The following is a 23,953-nucleotide window of genomic DNA, read 5'->3' as shown; positions in this document are numbered from 1 at the left end:
CAGATGTGGCATGCAAATGGTTGAACCAACCTTAAATGATTTTTAAAGCATCTACTTCGAAGTGCTCCAATTCCTCTATAAGGGTACAAATTGGAGGATTGCCATTCATAGTGTCGAATTACAAGAGAACGAGCTTGTAGATCTTGCAGAGCAAGTGTTGGGGATTGAGATTGAATCGACATGGCGGAGGTACACATGGACGAAATTATAAAAAAAATCATTCAATTTCGAGATGAAAGAAATTGGAAACAATTCCATGATCCTAAAGATCTGGCTCTTTCTATTTCGTTGGAGTCGAGCGAACTGTTGGAGCTTTTCCAATGGAAAAATAGCCAACAGGCCATAGATCAGAATTATTCCGACATGCGGGACGAAATTGCAGACATTCTCATCTATACGCTAACGCTCGCGTATGATTTAAATGTAGACGTAATGGATGCAATCCTTCAGAAAATTAACAAAAACGCAGAGAAATATCCGATAGCTAAATCCAAAGGGAGTTCGCAAAAGTACACGGCATTGAATGAGTATGGGAGAATGCCATGATTATATATGAATCGACTAAGCAACAATTTATGAACGACGTAACCGAAGACAGTATAGCGGTAAAGATACATAACAAGTTTGTGCAAAAAGTCGGTAGGGTCTCGATAGGAGAGATAAATGCATGGAACAATTCCATGAACTACCTTTATAAAGTATTAAACACTCCAACAATTCCGGATGATGTAGGTATCGCGATCGAATATAAAGTTCCGGCTTCCTCAAGAAGAATCGACTTCATGATCACGGGATTGAACGAAATGGATCAATATTCCGTTGTCATTATCGAGCTTAAGCAGTGGACAAGCGTTGAAGCGATTGAGGACGCGGACGGTATCGTTGAAACGTTTTTTAACCGAACAAAGACGAGAACGCCGCATCCTTCGTTTCAGGCATGGTCTTATGCGCAACTGATTTGCGATTATAACGAAGCAGTACAAAACGAAGCGGTCCAACTTTATCCTTGTGCTTATTTGCATAACTATGTACAGAGCGATAATGACCCTCTATTGCATCCTGTCTACGATCGATATTTGCAGGAGGCCCCTGTCTTCTCGAAGGGAGATGCTCTAAAGTTAAGAGGATTTATTTCGACCTACATTAAAAAAACCGATAGAACTAAATCGCTTTACCTCATTGAACACGGCAAAATTAAACCCTCCAAGTCGCTACAGGATTCTCTTGTCAGTATGCTGCAAGGAAATCAGGAATTCATCATGATCGACGATCAGAAAGTCGTATATGAGGAAGCTATAAAATTGGCGCGGCAAGCTCAGTCGGGCAAGAAACAAGTTTTGATCGTCGAAGGAGGGCCGGGGACAGGAAAGTCGGTTCTCGGCATTAATCTTTTGGTAGAGCTTACGGCGCGAGAACTAATCTGCCAATATGTAACCAAGAACAGTGCACCTCGCGCGGTATACATGAAACAGCTGCAGCAAAACGTAAAAAAATCGGTCATTGATAACTTGTTTAAGGGATCGGGGGTCTACTATGAAGCGCTGCCTAATGAATTCGATTGCTTGGTCGTTGACGAAGCTCATCGATTAAACGAAAAATCGGGTCTGTTCAAAAATAAAGGAATTAATCAAACGATGGAGATCATCCGTGCTGCTCGGTTTTCTGTATTTTTTATTGACGAATATCAGAAGATCGCGATGCACGATGTTGGTAGCAAAGAGCAGATTAGATGGTATGCCGAACAGATGGATGCGGATATTACGGAGTTGACGTTGGCTTCCCAATTCCGATGCAATGGATCCGATGGATACCTGGCGTGGCTAGAAGACGTATTGGAAATCCGTGAAACGGCAAACGCGGATGGATTCGATTTCGATTATGAAATTCGACTCTATGATGACCCGAATGAATTACGAGACGAGATCTTCAGTAAGAATCAGATGAATAACAAGGCAAGATTGTTGGCCGGGTACTGCTGGGATTGGAAGACGGATGGGAAGAATAACCCTGGTGTTCACGATATCCAATTGGATCAGTATCAATTTTTTATGAGTTGGAACCTTGGCAATACGACTACCTGGGCGATCGACCCAGAATCCGTCGAGCAAGTCGGCTGCATACATACCTCGCAGGGGCTTGAGTTCGATTATGTCGGTGTCATTATTGGTGAAGATATGTATTTCGAAAATAACCGCATCGTTACCGATCCGTTCAAACGTGCGAAAACGGATAAGTCTCTTTCAGGCTTCAAGAGCTTGTATAAGAAAGATAAGGACGAGGCGCTCCGAATGGCCGATCAAATTATACGGAACACCTACAGGACATTAATGACCAGGGGAACGAAGGGATGCTACATCTACTGTGTAGACCCCCATCTGAAGGCGTATTTGCAAAGGCGATTGGTCATCCAAAGTTCGGCTGCGATTTCGTGATTTATCATTTATGAATTCATTACAAGGACTTCGACGATGCAAGGCTGGGCACATTTGCAGGTCCGAATGCCGAGTAGAATGTTGAGTTTAGATGATTTCAATAAAGACTGCCAGATTAAAAAGAGTCTGCTTGAGGCCTATATTAGCTTAAGTATTTAACATAACAATATTTGGTGATTGTTTATATTTTTTTTTACCATCTAATTGTTGACTCTGCCCATTCGACACATGTGGAGTGCTGTTCACTATTAGTTTGGAACGGAAAAAACGAATGAGAAGTTAATGTGGGATCGCCCTCTCTTCACTGAGAGGGTCTTTTTGTTTTTATTCGGAGCGGAAACCCGCTTGCCGTGTTGATTGAATGTTGCCCATGGTTCGTCATTCGCGGACAAGCGGTAGAAAAATATCGTCAACAATTTCCGCTATAGCCTGATCCGACAGCGGCTCATGCGTAGTGAGAAATTCATAACGAATCAAATCTACCGGAAGGGAAAGGACTCGGGTACTTATTGTTTTCAGGTTGACCTCTCCGCGTTTCTCCGCGTTTTCTAAAATCGTTCTTATAATCGTCATCAGATTATTTTCTTTATCTGAATTCATGTGTTGCGGTAAAGAAGAGAAAAGATCTTTTCCGTAACCTTCTAGCATGATACCGTGTATCGTTTCGGCTCCGATCATTTGTAGCGGCTTCATGATGCTTAGGAGCAGAGTAAGCATATCTTGGCGTAGATCGCCCGTGTCCGTAGCAGCAAGGGTAGGTTTTGGCACAAAGCGGCTCAAGGCGGCAATGACAAGTTTGTCTTTGCTGGGCCAACGACGGTATAACGCATTTTTATTAGTCTGTGCCCGCGCGGCAACTCCCTCCATGGACATACGGGCGTAGCCATGATCGTTAAGTTCATCCCATGCAGCTTGTAGTATGGCATCCTCCAAAATACTGCCGCGCCGTCTGGAAGGAGCATGCTGTTCCTCACGCTTTTCCTTTGCCATATCCATTCATCCTTTCGTGATCCAATGCTTCTCTCTACATATTGTATTGCATTTTGAATGAAAACCATATATCATAATGAGAAAGTAACGATACGTACCGTACCTTAAAATGAGGTGAGATAAACTCAACTGTCTAAAAAACATGACAAATGTACGAAAGTAAACGGGATTTAATGGCGTTAAGAGTTACACCATGGTAAGGGTATCTTCATTTCGTAAGAAGGATGGGTGAATGAAATGGATATGAACAAGAATAATAAAAGATGGTGGATTCTCGCGGCATTATGTTGTGCACTATTTACGGTGGCGCTCGACATGACAATTTTGAATGTGGCATTGCCTACGTTGGCGACTGCTTTAAATGCCACAACCAGTGAACTGCAATGGTTTGCCAATGCTTTTAACCTTACATTGGCTATATTATTGTTGCCGGCCGGCTTGCTCGGCGATCGGTTTGGTCGAAAAAAGCTGCTCATCATCGCATTGGTGATCTTTGGAATTGGCTCGATCGGATGTGCATATTCAACGTCTCCTGAAATGCTCATTTCCATGCGTGTTGTTTTGGGGCTGGGATCGGCATTTTTAATGCCGCTATCCATGTCAATCGTTCCCGTTTTATTTGAAGGGAAAGAACGTACAAGGGCCATGATGCTGTGGGGAACTGTTAATATGATAGGAATTCCATTGGGGCCGATCGTCGGGGGGCTGCTGTTAAAGCATTTTGAATGGGGATCCGTATTCCTGATTAACGTTCCATTTGTTATTGTGGGTCTATTTTCCATTGCATTTCTTATGCCGGAGTCGCGAAGTGCCGATGCACCAAAAATTGATTATTTGGGCATCCTAACATCCGGTATTGGTCTGGGCGCCATTACTTATGCTTTTATTAAAGCCGGAGAAACAAGCTTAACACATTCATCCGTAGTGACTACGTTCTTGATTGGACTTGTTATCCTGATCGGGTTTATTGTATGGCAACACCAAACGAAGCATCCGCTCATCCAGCTCTCGTTATTCCGTTCTTCAAGCTTTACATGGGGAACTATTTTGTCAACGGTTGTGAATTTCGCTATGTTTGGATTGCTCTTTTCGCTGCCGCTGTTTTTTCAGGCTATTCAAGGTTCCGACACACTGGGAACCGGCCTACGGCTTCTGCCCTTAGTTGGCGGCTTAATTGTAGGCGCTCAGGTTGCCGACAGTATCGCAGAGAAGCTGGGGAGAAAATATCTTGTCGCACTTGGCTTCTTGGTTATGGCGATCGGGATTTCCGTCGGATCACTGACCGGCCTGGAAAGTTCTTACCTATTCGTTGCCTTTTGGATCGCGATTACAGGTATTGGCCTCGGGCTTTCCCTTCCCACATCCATGGATGCGGCCCTTGGTGCTTTATCTGCCGAACGAAGCGGAGTCGGTTCTGCTTTGATTATGGCATTGAGACAAGTTGGCGGAACGATCGGTATCGCTATTCTGGGAACCATCATCAATAATATCTACATGAAGAATCTTGACCTTCCCTCCTTTTCGGCAGATGTCGTAGAAAAGGTTGAACATGGTGTATCTGTCGGTGTAGCGGTAGCTAACCAAATGCAGTCGGACTCGCTGCTTCATGCCGTCAGAAATGCCTTTATTACTGGCATGGGCTCCATGTTGTTGGTTTGTGCAGGGATCGCATGTGTCGGTGTCATTCTATCCTTGATTTTTCTCCCCAGGAAGGATTCTGAACGGTCGCAAGTCAAGGAAGGAACCCTGTTGTAGCTATTCACAGTGGGAGTAACTATGAAGGTGGCAAAACTGACCGTAAGGCAGTGACGCCAAGCCACGGATCTTCTCACTATTAAAGTGATGACTGCCGGGCTACCTAATTTGCCAAACACGGCCTATAGGTCGTGTTTTGTTATATCCCAAGCATAAGCGTTGCAATTTGATTGACTTGCATCTGGATGACCAGATAGATCGACCAACATACGAGCTCGCCCCTTGTGTTGGGGCTGAACGACGGGTATAATGTGATTAATCAATTACTAACGAAAGGAGCTTGCTATGGTTAGGTCGAAAGGACAGGACCGCAAGGAGGAAATCCTTGAGGCAGGTTTGGAGGTATTCGCCGAGCGCGGATACTATAACACCACGACAGCCCTTATCGCAGAGAAAGCCGGGATTTCTCAACCGTATGTGTTTCGTTTCTTTACGACGAAGGAGGAACTGTTCATCGCCGTTTTGAATCGAGCGTTTGACCGGATCCTCCAAGCGTTTAAAAATGTCGAGTCGAGTCCGGAGCAACTGGACAACGACATGACCAAAGCCTATGAAGAATTGTCGGTCCAATATCCCAATGAGATCGCTTTGCAGGTGATCGGTATTGGCATCACTGAAGAAACAATCCGGACGGCAACCAAAGAGGGGTTATCCCGCATCAGAGCTTATGTCCTGGAAGAGTTTAAAGCAGCAGGCATACCCGATGCAGAAAAAAACGCAACGACTTTTATCGCGATGGGCATGATGTGCAACATTTCGTACTTTTTGGATCTTCCCGAGCTGTTTGCGTTCAACAAAAATAAATAACCGTCCGAGGGTTATTTATTTTGCAACAAAAGTAATTGATTAATCAATATCTATCTGCGGGTCGTTTCCATTGATGGGAGTGATATCCCGGGTGCAGGAGTCATTCAGGAGCAAACTCTTCCTATCGGAGCAAAGGCAATCATTAGAAAAAATTAAGAGAAGATTAACATATATTTTATTTTTGTCCTCTAAAATGTATCGTACGTAGTTGTACATGTATATCTCCAAGTAGCAACGATTCGAAAATGAATTGGACGTATCTCTGTCGCTTGCAGAAATGAAAGGATGTAATTATGTATCAAGGAAAGCTACGAAAAATCACCCTAATACTGTTAGCCTTATACACCATTTTGACCTTCTATTTTATGTATATAGGCTTCAACAGAGCTTCTTTTCTTCAAAATGCTAGCATGCGATACAGTCTAATACCTGAAGGGATTCCTTTACACTTTCCAATGGGAAAGGACTTTCGACTTTGGTTTTTTGAGTTGGGCAACTTTGTAGCATTCATCCCTTTTGGAATGGTCATCCCACTTCTGTATCGTTGTCAGTTCATTCGATTTATAACCTTATTTGTTCTGTCTATTACGATCCTTGAAATTGTACAAATGCTTTCCCGTTTAGGATCCTTTGATATTGACGATATCATAATTAATACATTAGGGGCGGCGGTAGGATTTTGGGCACAGCGGTTAGTGCGCCGTGATCGTGATAAATGTAAAGGGATCTATCGAATCGTCTTAACGGCCATTGTACTTTCGATTGGAGTCATTGCTATTGTTGGTGGTATTAATGATTATTTGGAAAAGGGAGGCGGTGAAGTCGTAGCCCTGAATGAACTTGCCTTAAAAGATGGGTCTGTGCTGTGGGATGAAACCCTCTTAAGCTTTACTTCAACCCGAAAAAAAGTGGAGCCTCAAATCAATGTATACAGTAGAAAAAATACAAGAACTAACGAGTTTACGTATCTTTTAAATGGCAAATATACAAGAATAGCAGGCAATGCCGCAATACCAGATGATGTCATCAACAGTGCAAGCAATGAGAGAAGTGACATCATGTTTATTGCAGATGGCAACGAAATTTATTCATTGGGTTTATCGGCTAACAGTGAATCGAATCAGCTTACGTTTCAAATCCCTTTAAACGGAGCAAATGAACTTACCATTAAATTAAGGAATGATGACCCAAATCCGACTACCAATGTCGTGATGTGGGACATTACGCTTACAGAAGTAAACAAGGGACAAATGATTATAAATCGTATTAAAGAAAAAGCAAGATCGTTATTCTAAATGCAAAAGTCAGATCGTTTATTGACATTGATCGATCGTTCGATTATATTTTGAGAATGAAAACTAAATCGGAAAGCAAAGTGAACCTTATTTATCAGGCTACGATTGAGCTTCTCAATGAAAGCGGCCTTTCTGAAATTTCCATATCCAAAATTGCTAAAAGGGCGAATATCTCTTCTTCGATCATTTATTTTTATTTTGAAAGCAAAGAGGATATGCTGATCAAATTGTATTTTCTGCTCAAGGATCAAATGCACCAGCTCATGTTCCATGGTGTAACAGAGAGTACGCCCGTAAAAGCGGGGTTTGAGAATATTCTGCGAAATTATTCAAATTATATCTTACATCATAAGGACAGTTTTTTGTTAATGGAACAGTTTATCGGCTCACCCTTTATACGTAAAAACTGCAAGGATCAAAATGGCGGCGTGTTTAAGCCGATGTACCCTTTGTTTGAAAGGGGAATTAAAGAAGGCTTGTTTAAGGATTTGGAAACGAATCTATTGGTTACATACTCCTGTATGCCTTTTGTCGAAATGGGAAAAGAGTATTTAAACGGGACGTATGAGTTCAGTTCAATAAATATTGAGAAAATGATTCAAATGAGCTGGGATGCTATTAAAGTATAATCAGCTCTTTCATTTCATTTAAATTGATCGATCGTTCGATATATTTTTTAACGTATTTTGATCGATCGTTCGATAAATTTTAGGGGGTGGTTTTCATTTTTGCAATCGAATTTTCAAGGTCCGGATTCTCGTAGGGGGAGAGGTAATCCAAAAGAAGAAACTAGCTTTCAAACAATAGATTCGACACAAAGGGGAACAATTCTTACATGAAGAACTACAACTGGATTATTTACTTGCTTGCATTGGGCGCAACCGTGGTCGGTACGGCCGAATCCATTATTACAGGTATTCTGGACATGGTTGCCACTGATATAAATGTCTCTATTGGCTTGGCTGGACAATTGGTTGCCATGTATTCTATAGCCTACGCGGTAGGAACGCCGATTCTGATCGCACTCACTTCAAAAATAGATCGGAAAAAGCTGCTGTTCCTGGCACTTCTTATCTTCCTTATCGGTAATGTCATCGCTGTCCTGAGCCCTAACTTTACTATATTGATGATATCCCGTGCTATTTTGGGTGTGAGCGCGGGGGTGTTCGCGGTAGTGGCTTTGGGGATCGCCGCACAAATTGCTCCTCCAGAGAAAAGAGGAAGTGCGATTGGCACGATCTTGATGGGTACGAGTCTTGCGCTCGTTGTCGGCCTTCCTGTTGGAACCTTAATCGGTGAATATATGGGGTGGCGCTGGATCTTCGCGATTCTTGGAATGATCACCTTCATTCCTATTATTGCGATTGTAAAAGCAATACCTGAAATGTCTGGACAAGAAACGATTCCTTTATCCAAGCAATTGGCTGTTCTCAAAGATTTCAAAGTAATCAGCGGCTTGTTAGCTTCCTTGTTTTTTATTACCGGTTATTCCGTTGTTTCCACATACATTGCGCCGCTACTACGCGAGAATGCTGGCCTCAATAGCAATACCATTAGTCTCGTCTTGCTTGGCATGGGTTTAATGGCCGTTGCTGGAGCTCGTGTTGGAGGCTACGGCGCTGATAAATGGGGAATAGCTCCCACACTGATTGTCAGTCTATTGATTCATGGGATTGCCTTGTTCTTCCTCCCGATCGCTGCGGTTACTTTTGTAGGAGCCATGTTTATTCTTGCACTCTGGATGCTTGGAGCTTGGACAACTGCTCCTGCACAACAGTTCTACCTGGTAACTATGGCTCCCCAATCAACCGACATTATACTGAGCTTGAACTCATCCGCCTTCCACCTTGGCGTTGCCCTGGGTGCAGCTTTGGGCGGAGTGGTAGTAGAGCGGTTAGCCTTATCGTCGATTGGCTGGGTTGGCGGTTTAGTCGTCATACTTGCTACTGTATTTGCAGTGATTTCTATATTAAAGCGTAATGATTAAGACACTTAAATGCACCATATAGCAGGACAAAGAATGATTCGTTATACCGAAAAGTGTACAACAAGCGATCCCGATCCGCACTATTTGCCGGACGGGATTTTTGCTGTCGGCAACAAATTCTCAAAGTCGGTTCGTTCATGCGCGGGCGTTCGCTTCATATCCACTCAGACAATTTCAGATAATTCTAAGATATTTCTGCCAAAATGTTTTGATAAATTGGTAACGAACCCACATTAAGGGGAGATCATCATGTATACCATTTATCTTGTAGAGGACGAAATTAGTTTAAATCAGCTTATTTGTTCATACATGCGGCGGGAAGGCTGGAATGTCGTGCCCTTCACGGATGGCGGGGAAGCCAAAACTGCGATTGCGCAAGAGCCTCATCTTTGGATACTCGATATTATGCTGCCTGGCATGGACGGTTATCAACTGATTCGCGAAATCCGGAAAGCGAACGAGTCCATCCCGGTCATCTTCATTTCTGCGCGGGATTCCGATCTGGATCGGATTAACGGCCTGGAGTTGGGCAGTGATGACTACTTGGCTAAGCCATTTCAGACGCGTGAACTCATCATCCGTGTCCGCAAGCTGATGGAGCGAGTTTACGGAAAAATACTTCAAACTGGATTTGCTTCGCCTCTCGCCCATGTCGAATATCCGCCTTATACGATTGATAGACAAGCCCGCATTGTGAGGGAGAATTCGGGACAAGAAGTGGAGCTGACTTCCAAGGAATTTGATCTATTGCTATATTTTGTGTCACATGCCGGACAGGTCATGCAACGCGAACACATTTTGAATGAGGTTTGGGGCCGGGATTACTTCGGCACAGACCGCGTAGTGGACGATCTTATTTGGCGTTTACGCAAAAAAATGCCGGAGCTGCGGCTGGAACCCTATACAGCCTCGGTTATAGGCTGGTGAAAAGATGAAACATTGGCCTTTGGCAATCAAAATATGGTTCGTCTTCGCCTCTTTGTTGTTATGCATGTTCTTGACTGTGGCCTTGGTTCTCCCCTATTTACTAAAAAGCTTTTTTACCGAGCAAATCTATGGGATGATTCGGGATTCTCAGCAGCAGTTAACCTTTGTCCAGGAAATCGTTGGCAAGGAAGGGGCGAAGCTCAACTTCAGGGAAGGCGGCGTTTTGGAGATAGCATTGCCCCTGTCAACGGATCAAGCAGCGCCGAAAGACGATAGCATGGCCGGGCGATTTGAAAAAACGCAGCCGACCGGATACATTGGGGGGCCAATTATCGGCCATCTCATATTGGTGGAAGGAAAGCCGTACTTTTTAAACCTTGATAGGGACTTGCCCGATACATTAACCAAGCGACTGGAGCAGGAAGCGGCCGTGCAAGTCAAGGAAGTTGAGACGAACTCAGTCCAAGTGGAGGGACACACCCTTTTTTACTCCATCTCGAAAACCATTAATGGCGGTTCCGGCGTGCTGATCTCCTATGCATGGGCCGAGTATCGCAATGAGATGGTTGGAACGATGTTCCGCAATTTGCTCTTGTTCCTCATCGTGCTGCTGCTGCTTAGCTCGATTCCTTGTATCTGGCTTGCTCGGTATTTGTCCAGACCGCTCTCCCGAATGGAGCGCCAGGTGAAACGAATGTCAGAGGGCAACTGGCATGAACCGTTCGAATCGGGACGAAGGGATGAGATCGGCAGGTTGTCCCATGCCTTCGACGAAATGCGCCAGCGGCTGCTGCGCCAAGATGAGACGCAGCAAGCGCTGCTGCAAAATATTTCCCATGAATTAAAAACCCCTGTGATGATTGTTCGTAACTATGCTCAGTCCATCGTAGATGGCATTTACCCGAGAGGATCATTGGAGGGAAGCGTGGACACCATCCTGCAGGAAACCGACCGGCTTATGGAGCGGGTGTACGAGTTGTTATCGCTTAGCAGGCTGCAGTACGTTTCTTCGCGCGAGGTTCCCCACCAATGGTTTAACGTCGATGACGTGGTTCAAGAAACGGTGGAGCGGCTGCGCTTCCGTCGGCCGGAGATTCATTGGGTTGTTGAACCGCCTTCTTGGCGCATCCATGGAAATGTTGACCAATGGCAGGTCGTGTTTGAAAATCTGCTGGACAATCAAATTCGCTATGCCCGTCAACAGATTTCGATTACGGCTTCTGTGAACGATTCCCTGATGCGGATCATTGAAATCCGCAATGACGGACCACAACTGGAAGCAGCACTGCTAGAGCGCCTGTTTGAGCCGTATCGTACGGGCTCTAATGGTCAGTTTGGGTTGGGCCTTTCCATCGTCCGGCACATATTAAATAGCTATGGGGCACAGATCGAGGTGAGCAATGAAGAATCCGGCGTCATCTTTCGACTGATGCTTTCCGAGGAGGACAGAGAATGAAGAGCGAGGCGATCCCAAGTACCTTCAGCCACCGGATCGCACGGTTCTTCCGATCGGAGGCAATCAGCGCCATCTGGCTGCTGGCTCCGAGCTTGGCGGGATTTGCCATCTTCTATCTTATTCCGTTCGGACAGAGCGTCCTGAGCTCGTTCCAGGACCGATTGGGAGGAAGCTTCACGTTGTCCAACTACAAGGAACTGCTCCTCAGTTCCTCGTTTCAGAAAGCGGCGTCCAACACATTCTGGTTCACCGCGATCAGCGTGCCGATCCTCGTCGTCGTTTCGCTCTTGCTGGCGCTGCTCTTGAATCAGCGAATCTTTTTCCGAAACTGGCTCCGCACGGCTTACGTACTGCCGCTTGTTGTTCCGGTCGCTTCGATCGTGCTGGTTTGGCAAATTTTGTTTGATTGGAACGGTGCATTAAACGCGGTTTTGGAGCATTTCGGCCTTGATCGTCACGACTGGATGAAATCCGATTGGGCCGGTTTTGTAATCGTGCTGGTCTATGTATGGAAAAACATCGGTTACAACGTCATCCTGTTCCTGGCCGGCCTGCAGAACATTCCGGATCAATATTATGAAATCGCCGATCTGGAAGGGGCGGGTCCTGTTCGCAAGCTGTTTGGCATTACGCTCACGTATTTGACGCCGACGACGTTTCTGGTCGTGCTCATGTCCGTGCTGAATTCGTTCAAGGTGTTCCGAGAAACGTATCTCGTCGCCGGCGCTTACCCGCACGACCGCATTTATATGATGCAGCATTACATGAACAATATGTTTCTGTCCCTTGATATTCAGAAAGTTTCGTCTGCGGCGGTGTTGATGGCGCTTTGCATTATGGCGCTCGTGTTCGTGCTGTTCCGCACGGAGCGGATGTTCCGCTCGTATATGGAGTAAGTGCTAGAAAGAGGTGAATGACGTGATAAAGGGATGGGTCACCCCGCTGTTGCGCTCGTTGCTTTTGATCGCCATTGCCGTCCTGCTGCTAATGCCCGTCGTCTTGCCCGTCGTCAGTTCCTTTATGAATGAACGGGAAATTATGGCGAATTACGGCATGCTGGGCAAAACCGATAAGAGCTTATTCGTCAATCTCAAATGGATTCCCGACTGGGTGTCGTTCCAGCAGTATGACAAAGTATTGATCGCGACGCCGAAATTTCTGTACCTGTTCTGGAATTCCGTATACATGGTCGTGCCCATCATCATCGGACAAGCGTCGGTGGCAACCCTCGCCGCGTTTGCATTCGGAAAGCTGCGTTTTCCGGGCAGGGAAGGATTGTTTCTTCTCTATTTGATGACCATGCTGATGCCGTTCCAGGTGACGCTCGTGCCCAACTACTTGATGGCCGATCGGCTGGGCCTTCTGAATCATCCCGGCTCCATCATACTGCCCGGCGTGTTCGCCCCCTTCGGCGTGTTTCTGCTGCGGCAATTCATGCTCCACATCCATTCGGCTTATATCGAAGCGGCCAAAATGGACGGGGCGGGAATTGTGCGCATACTCGTATCGGTTGCGCTGCCGATGGTGAAGCCGGGCATTGCCGCACTGGTCGTGCTCCTGTTCGTCGACTATTGGAATATGGTCGAGCAGCCGCTTATTTTTCTGCAGGACGCCGCAATGCAGCCGCTATCGGTCTTCCTCTCCCGCATCCAGGAAGATGCCCTCGGCGTCTCGTTTGCCGCCTCGGTTGTGTATATGATGCCGATGGTGCTCCTGTTCCTAAGCGCCGAACGGTATTTTATCGAAGGAATCCAGCTTTCCGGCGTGAAAGGCTGAGCGAAAGGAGAGTGGCGACATGGTGCAGCGGAAACAACGGATTGCCGGTATTGCATTGGTTGGTTTTCTCCTCCTATTGGCTGGGTTCACGTTGTTCAGCCAAACGCTTCAAACCGCCTTGCTACCCAAGGTGACGACAGAGAAGCCTGCAAAAAAAACGTTGACCCATCGCATCGAGGGCAGCGGTCTGATCACGCCGCGCAAGCAAATCGAATTAAACAGCGACAGCGGCTGGAAGGTGGAGAAGGTGCATGTTCGCAATGACGTACAAGTCAAGAAGGGGCAGATTCTCGTAACGTTCGACGGAACGGAGGCGCAGCGGCAGCTTCTCGATGCGGAGGACGAGCTGAAGAAAAGGAATTTGAACCGGGAGCTGCTGCAAGAACAGTTCGTGGCCGCCCAGCGAGCGGGAGACGAGGAGGTGAACCGCAAAGCGAAGCGCAGCTTGGAATTGGATCAATTGGATCGGGACATCGCGATGCGGAAAATCGAAACGATGCGTGAAGATTTGGCGAGAAAACGCATGTTGACAGCGCCTGCGGACGGCAAAGTGGCGAATCTTCAAGCCGATGAAGGCGTGAGCATTTCCCAAGGGCAGCCGGTGCTGACGCTGGTGAAAATCGGCGAGGGGCTTCAATTCGCCTTCACGGTGGATAAAGATTCCGCCGATTTGATGCGAAAAGACGAGAAAGTGCCTGTAAACGTGAATGGGGATAAGCCCCGGCGGCTCGAAGGAACAGTCGCCGAAATCAAGGACGCTACCCCGGGTAGCGGGGGAGGGGCTGGAAGCAAGCCGGACGCTGAAAGCGGCAATCCGGACGGAGGCGCCAAGGCTCAAAAAACGATCGTCGTCTACGTGTGGGGAGACGATCTCAAAGGAGGTGAGTCAGCCAGCGTTAGCTTGCAGAAGCCGTTTCAAGAGCAGGGGCTTGTCATCAACAAAAAGTGGCTCAAAAAAGACGGAACCGGAAGCTACGTGTTTGTCGTTCGCGAGAATCGAAGCTCACTCGGCAACACATACACGGTCCAGAAGGCTTACGTGAATACGAGGAAGGGGAACGATGAGGAGATGGTCGTACTCGGAGGCGTTTACCCGGAAGAAGACATTGTGACGGAGTCGAGCGAACCGCTGCAGGAAGGCAACCGCATTCGATTACATTGAGAGGATGATTCATGTGAAGAAAATAGGGTTACTTATGATGCTGTCCGTTATGCTGCTAATATCCGCCTGTTCGGGCAATGGGGGAGGGGCTTCCCCAAACGCTCCGGGAGGCGATTGGGGAGGCGTTGCCCCAAGCTCTCCGGGTGGCGGTTCCAACGCAGATCCCAAAGGCGTGAAGGAGGGGGGCAGGAAAACCGTCGCCGTATCTGTCCTGAGGAAAGACCGTTTCTTGGAAAACGCTGTGCGGCTATTTGAGGAAAAGCATGCGGACATTCATATCGAAATAAAAGAGTACAAGGCGTCGGAAGGAACCGGAAAAAGCGGCATGGCCATGGAAGCGGCGGACATAGAAAAGTACGTTCAATCGGTGACGACGCAGGTTATTTCCGGCAAAGGGTCCGATCTTATTCTTATGAACAACCTGCCCCAAAACAAATTCGTCGCCAAAAAACTGTTGGTCAACTTATACGACTTGATGGCCAAAGACAGCTCGTTCGATCGAAACGCGTTATACCCTAATATTTTGAAGGCATCCCAAGACGGGGACGGCCTGTATGTCATGCCGCTCTCCTTTTCGCTCGAAACGGTTCAGGGGAATACCGAGTTATTGAAGAAGGCGAATATTTCAGTCGACAAAAATAACCCCTGGAGCTGGAGCCAATTTAAGGATGTCGCCAAGAAACTGAAGCAACAAGGGGATAGCGAAGGATACTACAACCTGATTATGTCGCCGCTGCTCTACGATTATATCGAGGACAATTACGTCCAGCTCGTCGGACAAGGTAAGCCGAACTTCGACTCGGACCTGTTCCGCAACATGATGAAGGAAATCAAGTCGATATATGACGAAGGCCTGCTCAGTGAAGGGTTCACGTCCGCTACGTCCGATCCCAGTAAAGCGGTATTTCAAATGGTTGGCATATTCAGCCCCGCGGCAGCATTGACGATACCCTCAAGCCTTGAATATTACCAGAAGCCGAGCGTGAGCGGAAAAAAGGAAGGCGTACCGTTCAAGTCCATGTACAGTTTAGGGGTGAACAGCAAATCCGACGTTCAACCGGAAGCATGGGAATTCATCAAGTTTTTGCTTTCCGATGAAATGCAAGCTTCGCCGGATCTCTTTGGATTGCCGATGAATAAAGGCGCTACTGATAAGAAATTAAATGAAGTTTTGCAAAAAATCGAGAAAGGAACGCTGGATTTGCCGATCCCGAAAGACATGCTGCCGGATGGCGAAACGACGAAAAAACGGATTACAGAGGTACAGAAGCTGATCTCGGAGGCGGGCGCCCGAATATCCAGTGATATGAAAGTGTTAACGATCGCTATGGAGGAGTTCGAACGCTTTAAGAACGGACAGAAATCCGCAGAAGAAGTCAGTAAGCTGATTCAGAACCGGGTGACAACGTATTTGAATGAGTAACGGAGGAGAGCAGCAGGGGAGAGTGGGTGTCGAATCGTTCAAACTCCCGACGTCACTCTGCAAATGGAAACCATTGTGTGAGTGCCGGTACATATTATTATGCGGCAAAAATGATTCAATAGAGAGAGAGTGGAAGGGCTGCCGGACTCGCAGAGAAAAGTCCGGCAAGAGTATTGGCTTCCAAATCCCACGAGACAATTGGAAATTATTGAAACAGCCTCCGTATGTTATAATGAGTTCAATCAAGTGCGGCAATGGAGGGATTAAAATGGATCAACAAGCCACGAATACGATAAAATCCATCCTTCAAAAACTCAATATAAACAACTCTCGTGTTTTAATTGACCTTGAGAAACAGACAGTTGAAGCTCAAGAAGACGATTGCTCCGAAGATGGTCACCTTGTAATTAAGCCGAAGTCGGCAACATTGGATGAACTCCTTGCTCATGTGACACCGGATAATCTTCATAAAGAGGTATCTACAGGCGAACCACAAGGACGGGAGTCATGGTGAGCAATTCGTATGTGCCGGATCGCGGCGACTTGGTGTGGTTGCAATTTAATCCACAATCAGGTCATGAGCAATCTAGGAAGCGTCCTGCATTGGTTATATCACCTGCTGCATATAACGGTAAGGTTGGGCTTTCCCTGCTCTGTCCGGTAACATCCAAGATCAAGGGATACCCATTTGAGGTCGTCATTCCGCAGGACTTGCCTATCGAGGGGGTAATTCTCTCCGATCAGGTGAAGAGTCTTGACTGGCAGTCCCGACAGGCAACCTTCATCTGCAAAGTATCAGATGATACGATGGCTGAGGTTATTTCAAAAATGGAGTTGTTGATCCGATAACAGTTTTGCCTTCCAACGAGGTTTCTTGGGGAGTGCTGTGTGTTGTTTATCAGAGAGTAGTATATTGGAGCCACGTTTACCTGATTGATGTTATGATTTTCACTTATTCGGGCGTGACGGACGCATTGCTATCGTAATGATCTTCTACTCGTCACAAGCCAGCGGCTTTGCCCGGCGTGGGGCGGTTGCTTTCAGAAAAAAGTTCACGCACAACGATTTCATCACGTTTTTTGCCTTGAGCGAAGCGAAAGGAATGGGTATAAGTGATAGAACCATCTGAACAGCTCATTGAAATGCTTGGCCATCCATACAGTCCAAGGAATGTTCAAGCTTTGCTGCAACCATTCGGCGTCAAGCGAATGCCAACCCCGAACAGCTACTTCAACGACGATATCATCTGGTCTGCGAAATCATCGATACGTATCGATATTTATCGCGCACCAAAAATAAATGATTTGACCGGACTAAACTATAAAAATCAAGATGAATGGATCATCGGCGCCATACATTTTCTTGCGCCAGGGTCAGATGACAGAATTAAAGCTCCGTTTCCCGGATACCTTCCCAAGGGAATCACGATGAGTTCAACACCAGATGAATCGATAAAGGCATATGGTCAACCTGAGCTGGATGAGGAATGCGACTGGCCTGGATTTTCCGGTCGAATTTTGGCTTGGCGCAAGCCGGGCATAAATATCGCAATGACCTATGCGGACAGTGAGAGCGGTAGGGTGATGATAAGCTGCACGGCCTGTTTAATTGGCTGTATAGGCGCCTGGAGAAATGACAATCCAGAGGTCTTTGCCCCCTGACGGCAGATTTTTGATTGGAATAGAACCGTCTTAAATATAATCCATTGAGATATAATGGTAATGATATACAAGGCTAGGAGAGGGTGGGTCGTGAATTTCGAGAAAATCGATAAACTGAAGATAGAGCTGGATTCACTTCGACCTCTGCCGGCCGCTGCTGTGCGAAATTTGGAAGACATTTATCGCGTAGAATGGACATATCATTCAAATGCGATTGAAGGCAACACACTGACCCTACTGGAAACCAAATTAGTCTTAGAAGATGGATTAGCAATAGGCGGCAAAAAGCTGCGGGAACATTTTGAGGTTATCAACCATGCAGAGGCAATTCATTACGTTAAGGATATCGTTCATAGAAACATAGAGTTATCTGAATACGTAGTGAAGTCGATTCACCAACTCGTACTTAGAAATATTGACGACGAGAATACAGGCCGTTATCGAATGATGAATGTGGGAATTTCAGGCTCTCAGCATACTCCACCAAACTTTGCTGTGGTCCCAGAGAAGATGGAGAAATTGATCCAATGGTATCAACAAACAAAGAATATACTGCATCCGGTTGAACTAGCTGCGCAGCTACATTTCCAATTTGTTTATATTCACCCGTTTACGGATGGAAACGGACGAACGGCTCGGTTATTAATGAATTTAGTTTTAATGGGGTTCGGATTCCCGCCCGCAATTGTCAAGGCTGAGAACGGAATTCGTTTAAAGTACTACGAGACACTTGAAGAGGCCAGTGTAAAAGATAATTTGAATCCATTCATTAACTTGATTGCAGAATGTGTAGAGGACAGTTTGCAGAGATACATCTCGGTGGTTAAATGAGTTTTGTGACAGAATGCACGAACTAGACCCACAGCTCAATGATGCTGTGGGTTCTTTATTTTCAGAGTCATAGGGGGGCGAAATGTGATTTCCAGACTCTTAATAAAACAGGATTGTTAACTGTAAAGTCGCTTTTCTTTTTTGTGCACAGAATAAATTGGAACAGCTTACCGGACGTTTTGGTATGAATTTCATGTACAAAGGTTTTTTGGGGGAAATGTCGAATCCACTACAAGTATGACAGATGATCCATTGTTGCTGCAGTTATTTTTAGATTAAAATCATTCTATTGAATACCAATTAAGGAGCCGTCAATTGAAAAGAAAATACATAAAGATAGCAAAAATAAGTATTTTTATTATTGTTTTGCTTCTTGCAATCGGATTGGTTTTTCCAACATGGACACCTCGAATTGAAGGAGATAATAGCATAAGTTTGTTAAAACAGATCGAGATTAATGGCACTGATCATGAAGTCATGATTAGGGGAGTGGACCGACGCAATCCGATAGTAATCTTTGTGCACGGCGGTCCTGGCTGTTCTGAAATTCCTTATGTGCGGAAATATCAAGATTTACTTGAAAAAAACTTTACAATCGTACACTATGATCAACGCGGAAGCGGGAAGTCGTATCACTTTTTTGAGGATTACTCTAAACTATCAGCAGACTTGCTCGTAGATGATTTGTTGGCATTAACAGATTATGTTGAAAAGGAATTTGGACAAGAAAAAGTGCTGCTGATCGGCCATTCTTTTGGCACATATATTGGGATGAAAGCTGTCGCAAAAGCACCTGAAAAATTTGTTGCTTATGTTGGAATCGGGCAGGTTGCCGATCATGGGAAAAGCGAATTGGATAGCTTAAATTATTCTATTGAACAAGCAAAATTAGCCGGTCATGTAAAGGATGCAGAACGATTAGAACAGCTCCGAGGTCCAATAGAAAAAGGGGAGCAGCTTACTCCACGAGATATGGTTCGAAAATATGGCGGAGCAGCTAGATTAATTGATGATAATAGAGATTACTACACAGGGTTTCTCTTTAATCCGGAGTATAATTTGCTCGATGTCATTCGCTATTTAAAAGGAGTTTCATTACCGCAAGAAATTTTGTTGGAGGAAGAGTCGAAAAATAATATTACAAGCATCGTCGGTAAAGTAGATATACCCGTTTATTTTGTAATGGGACAATATGATTATATGACGTCTGTAAACGCGGCAAAAGAATACTTTGAAGTACTGGAAGCGCCGAAAAAGGAATTTGTTATTTTCGAAAAATCCGCTCATTATCCTCAGTTCGAGGAGGAAGAGTTATTTGCTGAATGGTTGAAAAAACATGGAGTCAGCTTAAATTCTGAGTAGCAGTCCGATCGGGAGTACTCGTCTCCTCCGATTCCAAAGGAGCGTACAAGCGTATCGCCATCTTCAAAGTGAATCCCAATTTGAGCAACGATGTCGGAAGAGATTAGGGAATGTGCTGCCCCGGTATCGATGACTAAATGCTCGATTGTCAGAAAGCGTCTTTTATAATGGATCGTCATGGATGTTTGCAGTAGATTGTTGATATATTCTATGTGCATTTTACCCTCAGTGGGATCTTGATTGGCTCGTACGAGAGCAACTTCATCCACGTACTGCAGGTTATCTTCGGTATGAGAATCTAGAATTTCATCCTTTGGAGAATAACCGTTCAGGCTCATATGTCAATTATACCGTAAGATGAACGAAGCTCTCTCAGGGCTATTCTAATTCTTACGTATCCTCACCCAACAATTCACCAACGGAAACGTCCAGCGCCCTGGCAATGGCGATGACTTCATAATCCTGAACAAGGCGATACTGCCCCTCCAACCGTGACAGGCTGGTCGAACTGATGTCCAGACCGAACGTCTGCAGTCTGGCGAGAAATTCTTTTTGCTTCATTCGTTTGGTCTTTCGGAGTGCAACAACTCGTGTGCCAATGATATTTTTGTCGCCCGGCGGCTCTTTCCGGTGTTTCATCCGCGATCACCTCACATTTCAACCAAATTGTACGTAAGAATAGCCTTGTTTTAATGCGTAATTCGCATTAAAATAAAATAAACCGATTCTCGCAGTAAAATTGAGGGCTTGTGTAAGCATCAGGTACAGGCAGAGACGCCACTCAAACAAGGAGATGGGGGCTGACCTGTGAAGGAACTGCTTTACAAATTAGAGGAAGAAAAGCGGAGGCTAGACGAGCTTGGCCAGAAATCTCTTGAGCAGGGAATTCCGCTCGGCCAAAATGAGGTCGTTCAGGCTCAAAGTCGGAAGGTAGACGAATTAATTGTCCGATTCCTTCAGGAAAGGGCGGACACGGGCAAAAGCTTGGTTAGGGTTTGCTTGCGAGGAGGAGAAATTATGGAGTTTCCATCATGGTTCCAGAGTGCGATACAGCAGCGGCTGGACTACATTTCAACTCGAATCGAGCGTCATCCCGATCTGCGAAAATATCGCGCCGAGGAGGGAGCGGCTTTCGAAGCGATGTTTTCCGGCGGAGATAATACGCAATGGCCGGAATTTATCGAATGGGAGGACAAGCATCATCTCAAACGTGCATTGGAGAATGAACGCCTGTATTTGCAGGGAATGAGAGATGGTGTGCAGCTTATTGTTGCGCTGTTGGTCGATCCCTTTGCTACTGTCGAGGATGGCACAGCAAAGGATGAGGCAGCAGCTCCCACAAAACCTGAGACTGAGGGTGAGCAATAGTCTTTCGTGTTTTCCATTTAGGCGATGTGGAAAAAACTTAACTTTGGACTGTCCCTGCGGCAGTTCTTTTTTTCGTTCTGACCGTGGTTACGGCCATTGGACTGTATTGGCTTGCCCTGCCGGTTCGATGTGCTAAGTCCTGCATTCGGAACCGCGACAACGGCTTACACGTCCAGTGTAGCTAACGATATATCGAACGTTACCGTGACGGCGAGGTGTCTCCAAAGATTCAAACAACTCAGTCGATCCATCATGAAAGGAAATAAGACAAGTCGTAATACTTTCGCCATGTTCGTTCCGATTGAAATGAGCGATTATAGAACCTGCAAACATTGTTTCTTATTCGAGCGGTCGTAACGAGGCGAGGATATTCGTTTATCCCGCAGTGCCGTGCATAATAGGTTACGGTATCCTGTACGATCGGTTCGGTAAGAATCACCTATGGGGGATCGATTCCCCAATCGCCTAGGGAGCGATTATGGTAGAATACTCGACTTCCAATCGAGCAAAAAAACTTAAACCAAAACCAAAGGATAGAATCCCTAGCGGCTAGTGCAAGCGCACTGCAGGTTGGCTTTGTAATCCGTGGATACCGATGGAGCGAAACGCCGGGATGCTTTCTAGGATGGAAGAGGAAGAGGGGGCTGAAGCAGGGTCACCCTTCTGAATCAGATCTCCTTGAAAGCATCGGCAGAACGCTTATCTAAAACGCGATTCCGCCCGAACCGCAGTGGGATTCTAAATCCAATGGCAGAATCATTAAGGGGGTTAACTACGGTGTTAAAAAAAGTAACGATTCAAGCCGACCAGCGTGGTTTGCTATTTCATAAAGGAAGTTATGTGAAAAAGCTGATGCCGGGGACCTATCACTATGTATTGTGGTCAAAATCCACCGTTGTGGTGTTGAATATCGCTAAACCGTTTCATGTGGATGGAAAAGATTTAAAGTTGTTCCTTCATGATGAAGATCTCCTGAGTGAACTCCAGATCGTACGCGTACAAGATCACGAGTACGTTCTGCACTATGAGGATGAACAATTCGTTCAATTACTGAAGCCTGGTGTCTACGCCTTCTGGAACATACTTAAAGAACATACTATTTTGCATATAGATATCAGACAACCTGAATTGCCTATCGAGGTAAACCGTTCGATTATACCGAAGCTTACAGCCACTGTGCAGTCCTACGAAATCGCGAGTTACGAATCCGGCGTTTTGTTTTACGATCACGTTTTGCAACGAGAGCTTTCTCCCGGCAAGTACTTTTTCTGGAAAGGCCCAGTCTCGACTACGGTAAAGACGATTGATTTGAGACAACAACAAATGGATCTTATCGGCCAAGAAATCATGACCGAAGACAAAGTGACGCTGCGCTTGAACTTCGTTTGTCAATACAAGATCGTAACGCCATTACGCGCTTTGGAAATGAAATCGTTTGACGAGCAAATCCATATCCAGCTTCAGCTTGCGCTTCGGGAATATGTCGGAGCTCTTAAATTGGACGATCTATTGAAAAGGAAAGAGGATGTGGCGACGTTCGTACTCTCCCGTTTGCGTGAGAAGGAGGAAGGGTTCGGGGTGCATTTTCTGAGTGCGGGGGTTAAGGATGTCGTGTTGCCGGGGGAAATGAGAGATATCTTAAACACCGTCTTGCTTGCGGAGAAAAGAGCACAGGCGAATCTAATTACTCGTCGTGAAGAAACGGCCTCGACCCGAAGCCTGCTTAACACCGCAAAGCTGATGGACGAGAATCAAACGTTGTTCCGTCTGAAAGAGCTGGAATTCCTCGAGAAAATATGCGAGAAAATCGGATCCATCTCCTTAACGGGCGGCGGAGATCTGTTGGAGCGGTTGAACTCGTTGCTTGGCGAAAGAAAAGCAGCAAGCAAATAACGAATGCCCAATTTGCTTTTTACCAGCCCAATCGGCTGTTTCATCATCCTGCCAATGCAGGATTTCATGCACAAACCTAGGCCTTGGACGTTGATGTCCAGGGCCATTTATATCCGAACCGAGCCATATTTGGCATTTACGATTTCTTGGCTCAGGATGTGGAAAAGTGGGTCAGGTCGAATTCTCAATAAGCCCCTTAGCACTCTGTTTGCCTGCCGATAGAAGGTGGTCGCTCAGCTTGGGATCACTTACTGACCGTGCCAGTACAATCGTGCCGACCATGAGGCTAATGACAGCATTGCCCGTAGCATGATCGATTTTCGCCAGATCGCAGATGAAATCAATCATTCGTTGCAGCTCTTGGGTGAAGACTTGACCTACTTCTTCGGATGACCGGGATATTTCACCGGAAAGGGCAGGGAGGATGCAGCCGATCTCCGTTCGATCGCGATGATACGGACTTAAATAAAAGCTAATAACAGCATCGATCTTCGATTCTTCCCCCGCCTGATCTGCTGCCTTCTGTAACAGTGCTATTGTATCGCTTATGGCATACCGGCAAGTTTCCGAGACCAGCTGCTCCTTATTGTCAAAGTGCGAATAAAATCCCCCATGCGTGAGACCGGCCCCCTTCATGATAACCGGCACGCTAATCTCGCGGATTCCGTTCGTACGAAAAGCTTTGGCTGCACTTTCAATAATTCGCCCGCGAATTTTTAACTTATGACCTTCAGGATAGGGCATCCGAAACACTCCTTTAGACAAAGCCAATATTAAAATATTATAGTCATCATAATTAAGGGTGTCAATTTTCTTTAAGTAAACCGT

Annotated in this window: 22 protein-coding genes, 1 pseudogene and 1 riboswitch; of the genes and pseudogenes, 20 read left to right on the top strand and 3 right to left on the bottom strand. The window is 45.9% G+C overall.

The genetic code is table 11. The annotated features are described in order from the left end of the window. Positions 1 to 195 precede the first annotated feature (195 nt). Positions 196 to 546: a MazG-like family protein gene (locus ABD796_RS29940; RefSeq protein WP_344915357.1), complete on the top strand. Its 351-nt coding sequence runs from the start codon at positions 196 to 198 to the stop codon at positions 544 to 546. Next, the gene (locus tag ABD796_RS29935) at positions 543 to 2,432 is read left to right on the top strand and encodes a DNA/RNA helicase domain-containing protein (protein ID WP_344915355.1); all 1,890 of its coding nucleotides are present in this window, start codon (positions 543 to 545) and stop codon (positions 2,430 to 2,432) included. Before ABD796_RS29940 ends, ABD796_RS29935 begins: the two co-directional genes overlap by 4 nt. Positions 2,433 to 2,810: 378 nt before the next feature. Here the strand turns inward: ABD796_RS29935 and ABD796_RS29930 are convergent, their stop codons facing one another. Continuing rightward, a complete protein-coding gene (locus ABD796_RS29930; protein ID WP_344915353.1) occupies positions 2,811 to 3,422 on the bottom strand; it encodes a TetR/AcrR family transcriptional regulator in 612 nt (203 codons plus the stop codon). 237 nt (positions 3,423 to 3,659) lie between these two features. On the opposite strand from ABD796_RS29930, the gene ABD796_RS29925 reads away from it, so the two are divergent. The 16 genes and pseudogenes from ABD796_RS29925 (at position 3,660) to ABD796_RS29850 (ending at position 19,864) form a co-directional block, all read left to right on the top strand. Then, positions 3,660 to 5,177, top strand: coding sequence for an MFS transporter (locus tag ABD796_RS29925; RefSeq protein ID WP_344915351.1), 1,518 nt, complete (start codon positions 3,660 to 3,662; stop codon positions 5,175 to 5,177). Between the two features lie 19 nt (positions 5,178 to 5,196). Next, positions 5,197 to 5,284: riboswitch (cyclic di-GMP riboswitch) on the top strand. A gap of 178 nt (positions 5,285 to 5,462) precedes the next feature. Continuing rightward, positions 5,463 to 5,984, top strand: coding sequence for a TetR/AcrR family transcriptional regulator (locus tag ABD796_RS29920; protein ID WP_344915349.1), 522 nt, complete (start codon positions 5,463 to 5,465; stop codon positions 5,982 to 5,984). Between the two features lie 293 nt (positions 5,985 to 6,277). After that, complete coding sequence (locus ABD796_RS29915) at positions 6,278 to 7,279, top strand: VanZ family protein (RefSeq protein ID WP_344915347.1); 1,002 nt, start codon at positions 6,278 to 6,280, stop codon at positions 7,277 to 7,279. 80 nt (positions 7,280 to 7,359) lie between these two features. Beyond that, entirely contained in the window at positions 7,360 to 7,908 is a 549-nt protein-coding gene (locus tag ABD796_RS29910) for a TetR/AcrR family transcriptional regulator (RefSeq protein ID WP_344915345.1), read from the top strand. A 206-nt stretch (positions 7,909 to 8,114) separates the two neighbouring features. After that, on the top strand, positions 8,115 to 9,266 hold the full coding sequence (locus tag ABD796_RS29905) for an MFS transporter (RefSeq protein ID WP_344915343.1): 1,152 nt from the start codon (positions 8,115 to 8,117) through the stop codon (positions 9,264 to 9,266). Positions 9,267 to 9,512: 246 nt separating this feature from the next. After that, positions 9,513 to 10,201: pseudogene (locus ABD796_RS29900) on the top strand (response regulator transcription factor). After that, positions 10,198 to 11,649 (top strand): HAMP domain-containing sensor histidine kinase, encoded by a 1,452-nt coding sequence (locus tag ABD796_RS29895; protein WP_344915342.1) that lies wholly within the window; start codon positions 10,198 to 10,200, stop codon positions 11,647 to 11,649. Before ABD796_RS29900 ends, ABD796_RS29895 begins: the two are co-directional and overlap by 4 nt. Then, complete coding sequence (locus ABD796_RS29890) at positions 11,646 to 12,545, top strand: carbohydrate ABC transporter permease (protein WP_344915339.1); 900 nt, start codon at positions 11,646 to 11,648, stop codon at positions 12,543 to 12,545. Before ABD796_RS29895 ends, ABD796_RS29890 begins: the two co-directional genes overlap by 4 nt. Before the next feature lie 22 nt (positions 12,546 to 12,567). Then, positions 12,568 to 13,425 (top strand): carbohydrate ABC transporter permease, encoded by an 858-nt coding sequence (locus tag ABD796_RS29885; RefSeq protein ID WP_344915337.1) that lies wholly within the window; start codon positions 12,568 to 12,570, stop codon positions 13,423 to 13,425. A 19-nt stretch (positions 13,426 to 13,444) separates the two neighbouring features. After that, positions 13,445 to 14,587 carry an efflux RND transporter periplasmic adaptor subunit gene (locus ABD796_RS29880; RefSeq protein ID WP_344915335.1) on the top strand — a complete coding sequence of 381 codons (1,143 nt, stop codon included), beginning with the start codon at positions 13,445 to 13,447 and terminating at the stop codon, positions 14,585 to 14,587. Positions 14,588 to 14,816: 229 nt separating this feature from the next. After that, complete coding sequence (locus tag ABD796_RS29875) at positions 14,817 to 16,010, top strand: ABC transporter substrate-binding protein (RefSeq protein ID WP_344915332.1); 1,194 nt, start codon at positions 14,817 to 14,819, stop codon at positions 16,008 to 16,010. A gap of 268 nt (positions 16,011 to 16,278) precedes the next feature. Continuing rightward, positions 16,279 to 16,524, top strand: coding sequence for an AbrB/MazE/SpoVT family DNA-binding domain-containing protein (locus tag ABD796_RS29870; RefSeq protein WP_344915330.1), 246 nt, complete (start codon positions 16,279 to 16,281; stop codon positions 16,522 to 16,524). Continuing rightward, positions 16,518 to 16,859 carry an endoribonuclease MazF gene (gene mazF / locus ABD796_RS29865; protein ID WP_344915328.1) on the top strand — a complete coding sequence of 114 codons (342 nt, stop codon included), beginning with the start codon at positions 16,518 to 16,520 and terminating at the stop codon, positions 16,857 to 16,859. The genes ABD796_RS29870 and mazF overlap by 7 nt, the downstream gene beginning before the upstream one ends. Positions 16,860 to 17,122: 263 nt before the next feature. Further along, positions 17,123 to 17,671: a hypothetical protein gene (locus ABD796_RS29860; protein ID WP_344915326.1), complete on the top strand. Its 549-nt coding sequence runs from the start codon at positions 17,123 to 17,125 to the stop codon at positions 17,669 to 17,671. A 60-nt stretch (positions 17,672 to 17,731) separates the two neighbouring features. Further along, positions 17,732 to 18,502, top strand: coding sequence for a Fic family protein (locus ABD796_RS29855; protein ID WP_344915324.1), 771 nt, complete (start codon positions 17,732 to 17,734; stop codon positions 18,500 to 18,502). A 315-nt stretch (positions 18,503 to 18,817) separates the two neighbouring features. Further along, the gene (locus ABD796_RS29850) at positions 18,818 to 19,864 is read left to right on the top strand and encodes an alpha/beta fold hydrolase (protein WP_344915322.1); all 1,047 of its coding nucleotides are present in this window, start codon (positions 18,818 to 18,820) and stop codon (positions 19,862 to 19,864) included. Between the two features lie 390 nt (positions 19,865 to 20,254). On the opposite strand, the gene ABD796_RS29845 is transcribed toward ABD796_RS29850, so the two are convergent. Continuing rightward, positions 20,255 to 20,503, bottom strand: coding sequence for a helix-turn-helix domain-containing protein (locus ABD796_RS29845; protein WP_344915320.1), 249 nt, complete (start codon positions 20,501 to 20,503; stop codon positions 20,255 to 20,257). A 168-nt stretch (positions 20,504 to 20,671) separates the two neighbouring features. On the opposite strand from ABD796_RS29845, the gene ABD796_RS29840 reads away from it, so the two are divergent. Then, positions 20,672 to 21,232, top strand: a complete 561-nt coding sequence (locus ABD796_RS29840) for a hypothetical protein (RefSeq protein WP_344915318.1) — start codon at positions 20,672 to 20,674, stop codon at positions 21,230 to 21,232. 777 nt (positions 21,233 to 22,009) lie between these two features. Further along, complete coding sequence (locus ABD796_RS29835; RefSeq protein ID WP_344915316.1) at positions 22,010 to 23,125, top strand: slipin family protein; 1,116 nt, start codon at positions 22,010 to 22,012, stop codon at positions 23,123 to 23,125. Positions 23,126 to 23,296: 171 nt separating this feature from the next. Here ABD796_RS29835 and ABD796_RS29830 read toward each other — a convergent pair whose 3' ends face one another. Continuing rightward, positions 23,297 to 23,869 carry a TetR/AcrR family transcriptional regulator gene (locus ABD796_RS29830; RefSeq protein ID WP_344915314.1) on the bottom strand — a complete coding sequence of 191 codons (573 nt, stop codon included), beginning with the start codon at positions 23,867 to 23,869 and terminating at the stop codon, positions 23,297 to 23,299. Positions 23,870 to 23,953: the final 84 nt, after the last annotated feature.

This window comes from Paenibacillus hodogayensis (assembly GCF_039536325.1).
Taxonomy (GTDB): Bacteria; Bacillota; Bacilli; order Paenibacillales; family NBRC-103111; genus Paenibacillus_AB; species Paenibacillus_AB hodogayensis.
This window is presented reverse-complemented; position numbering and strand designations above follow the sequence as displayed.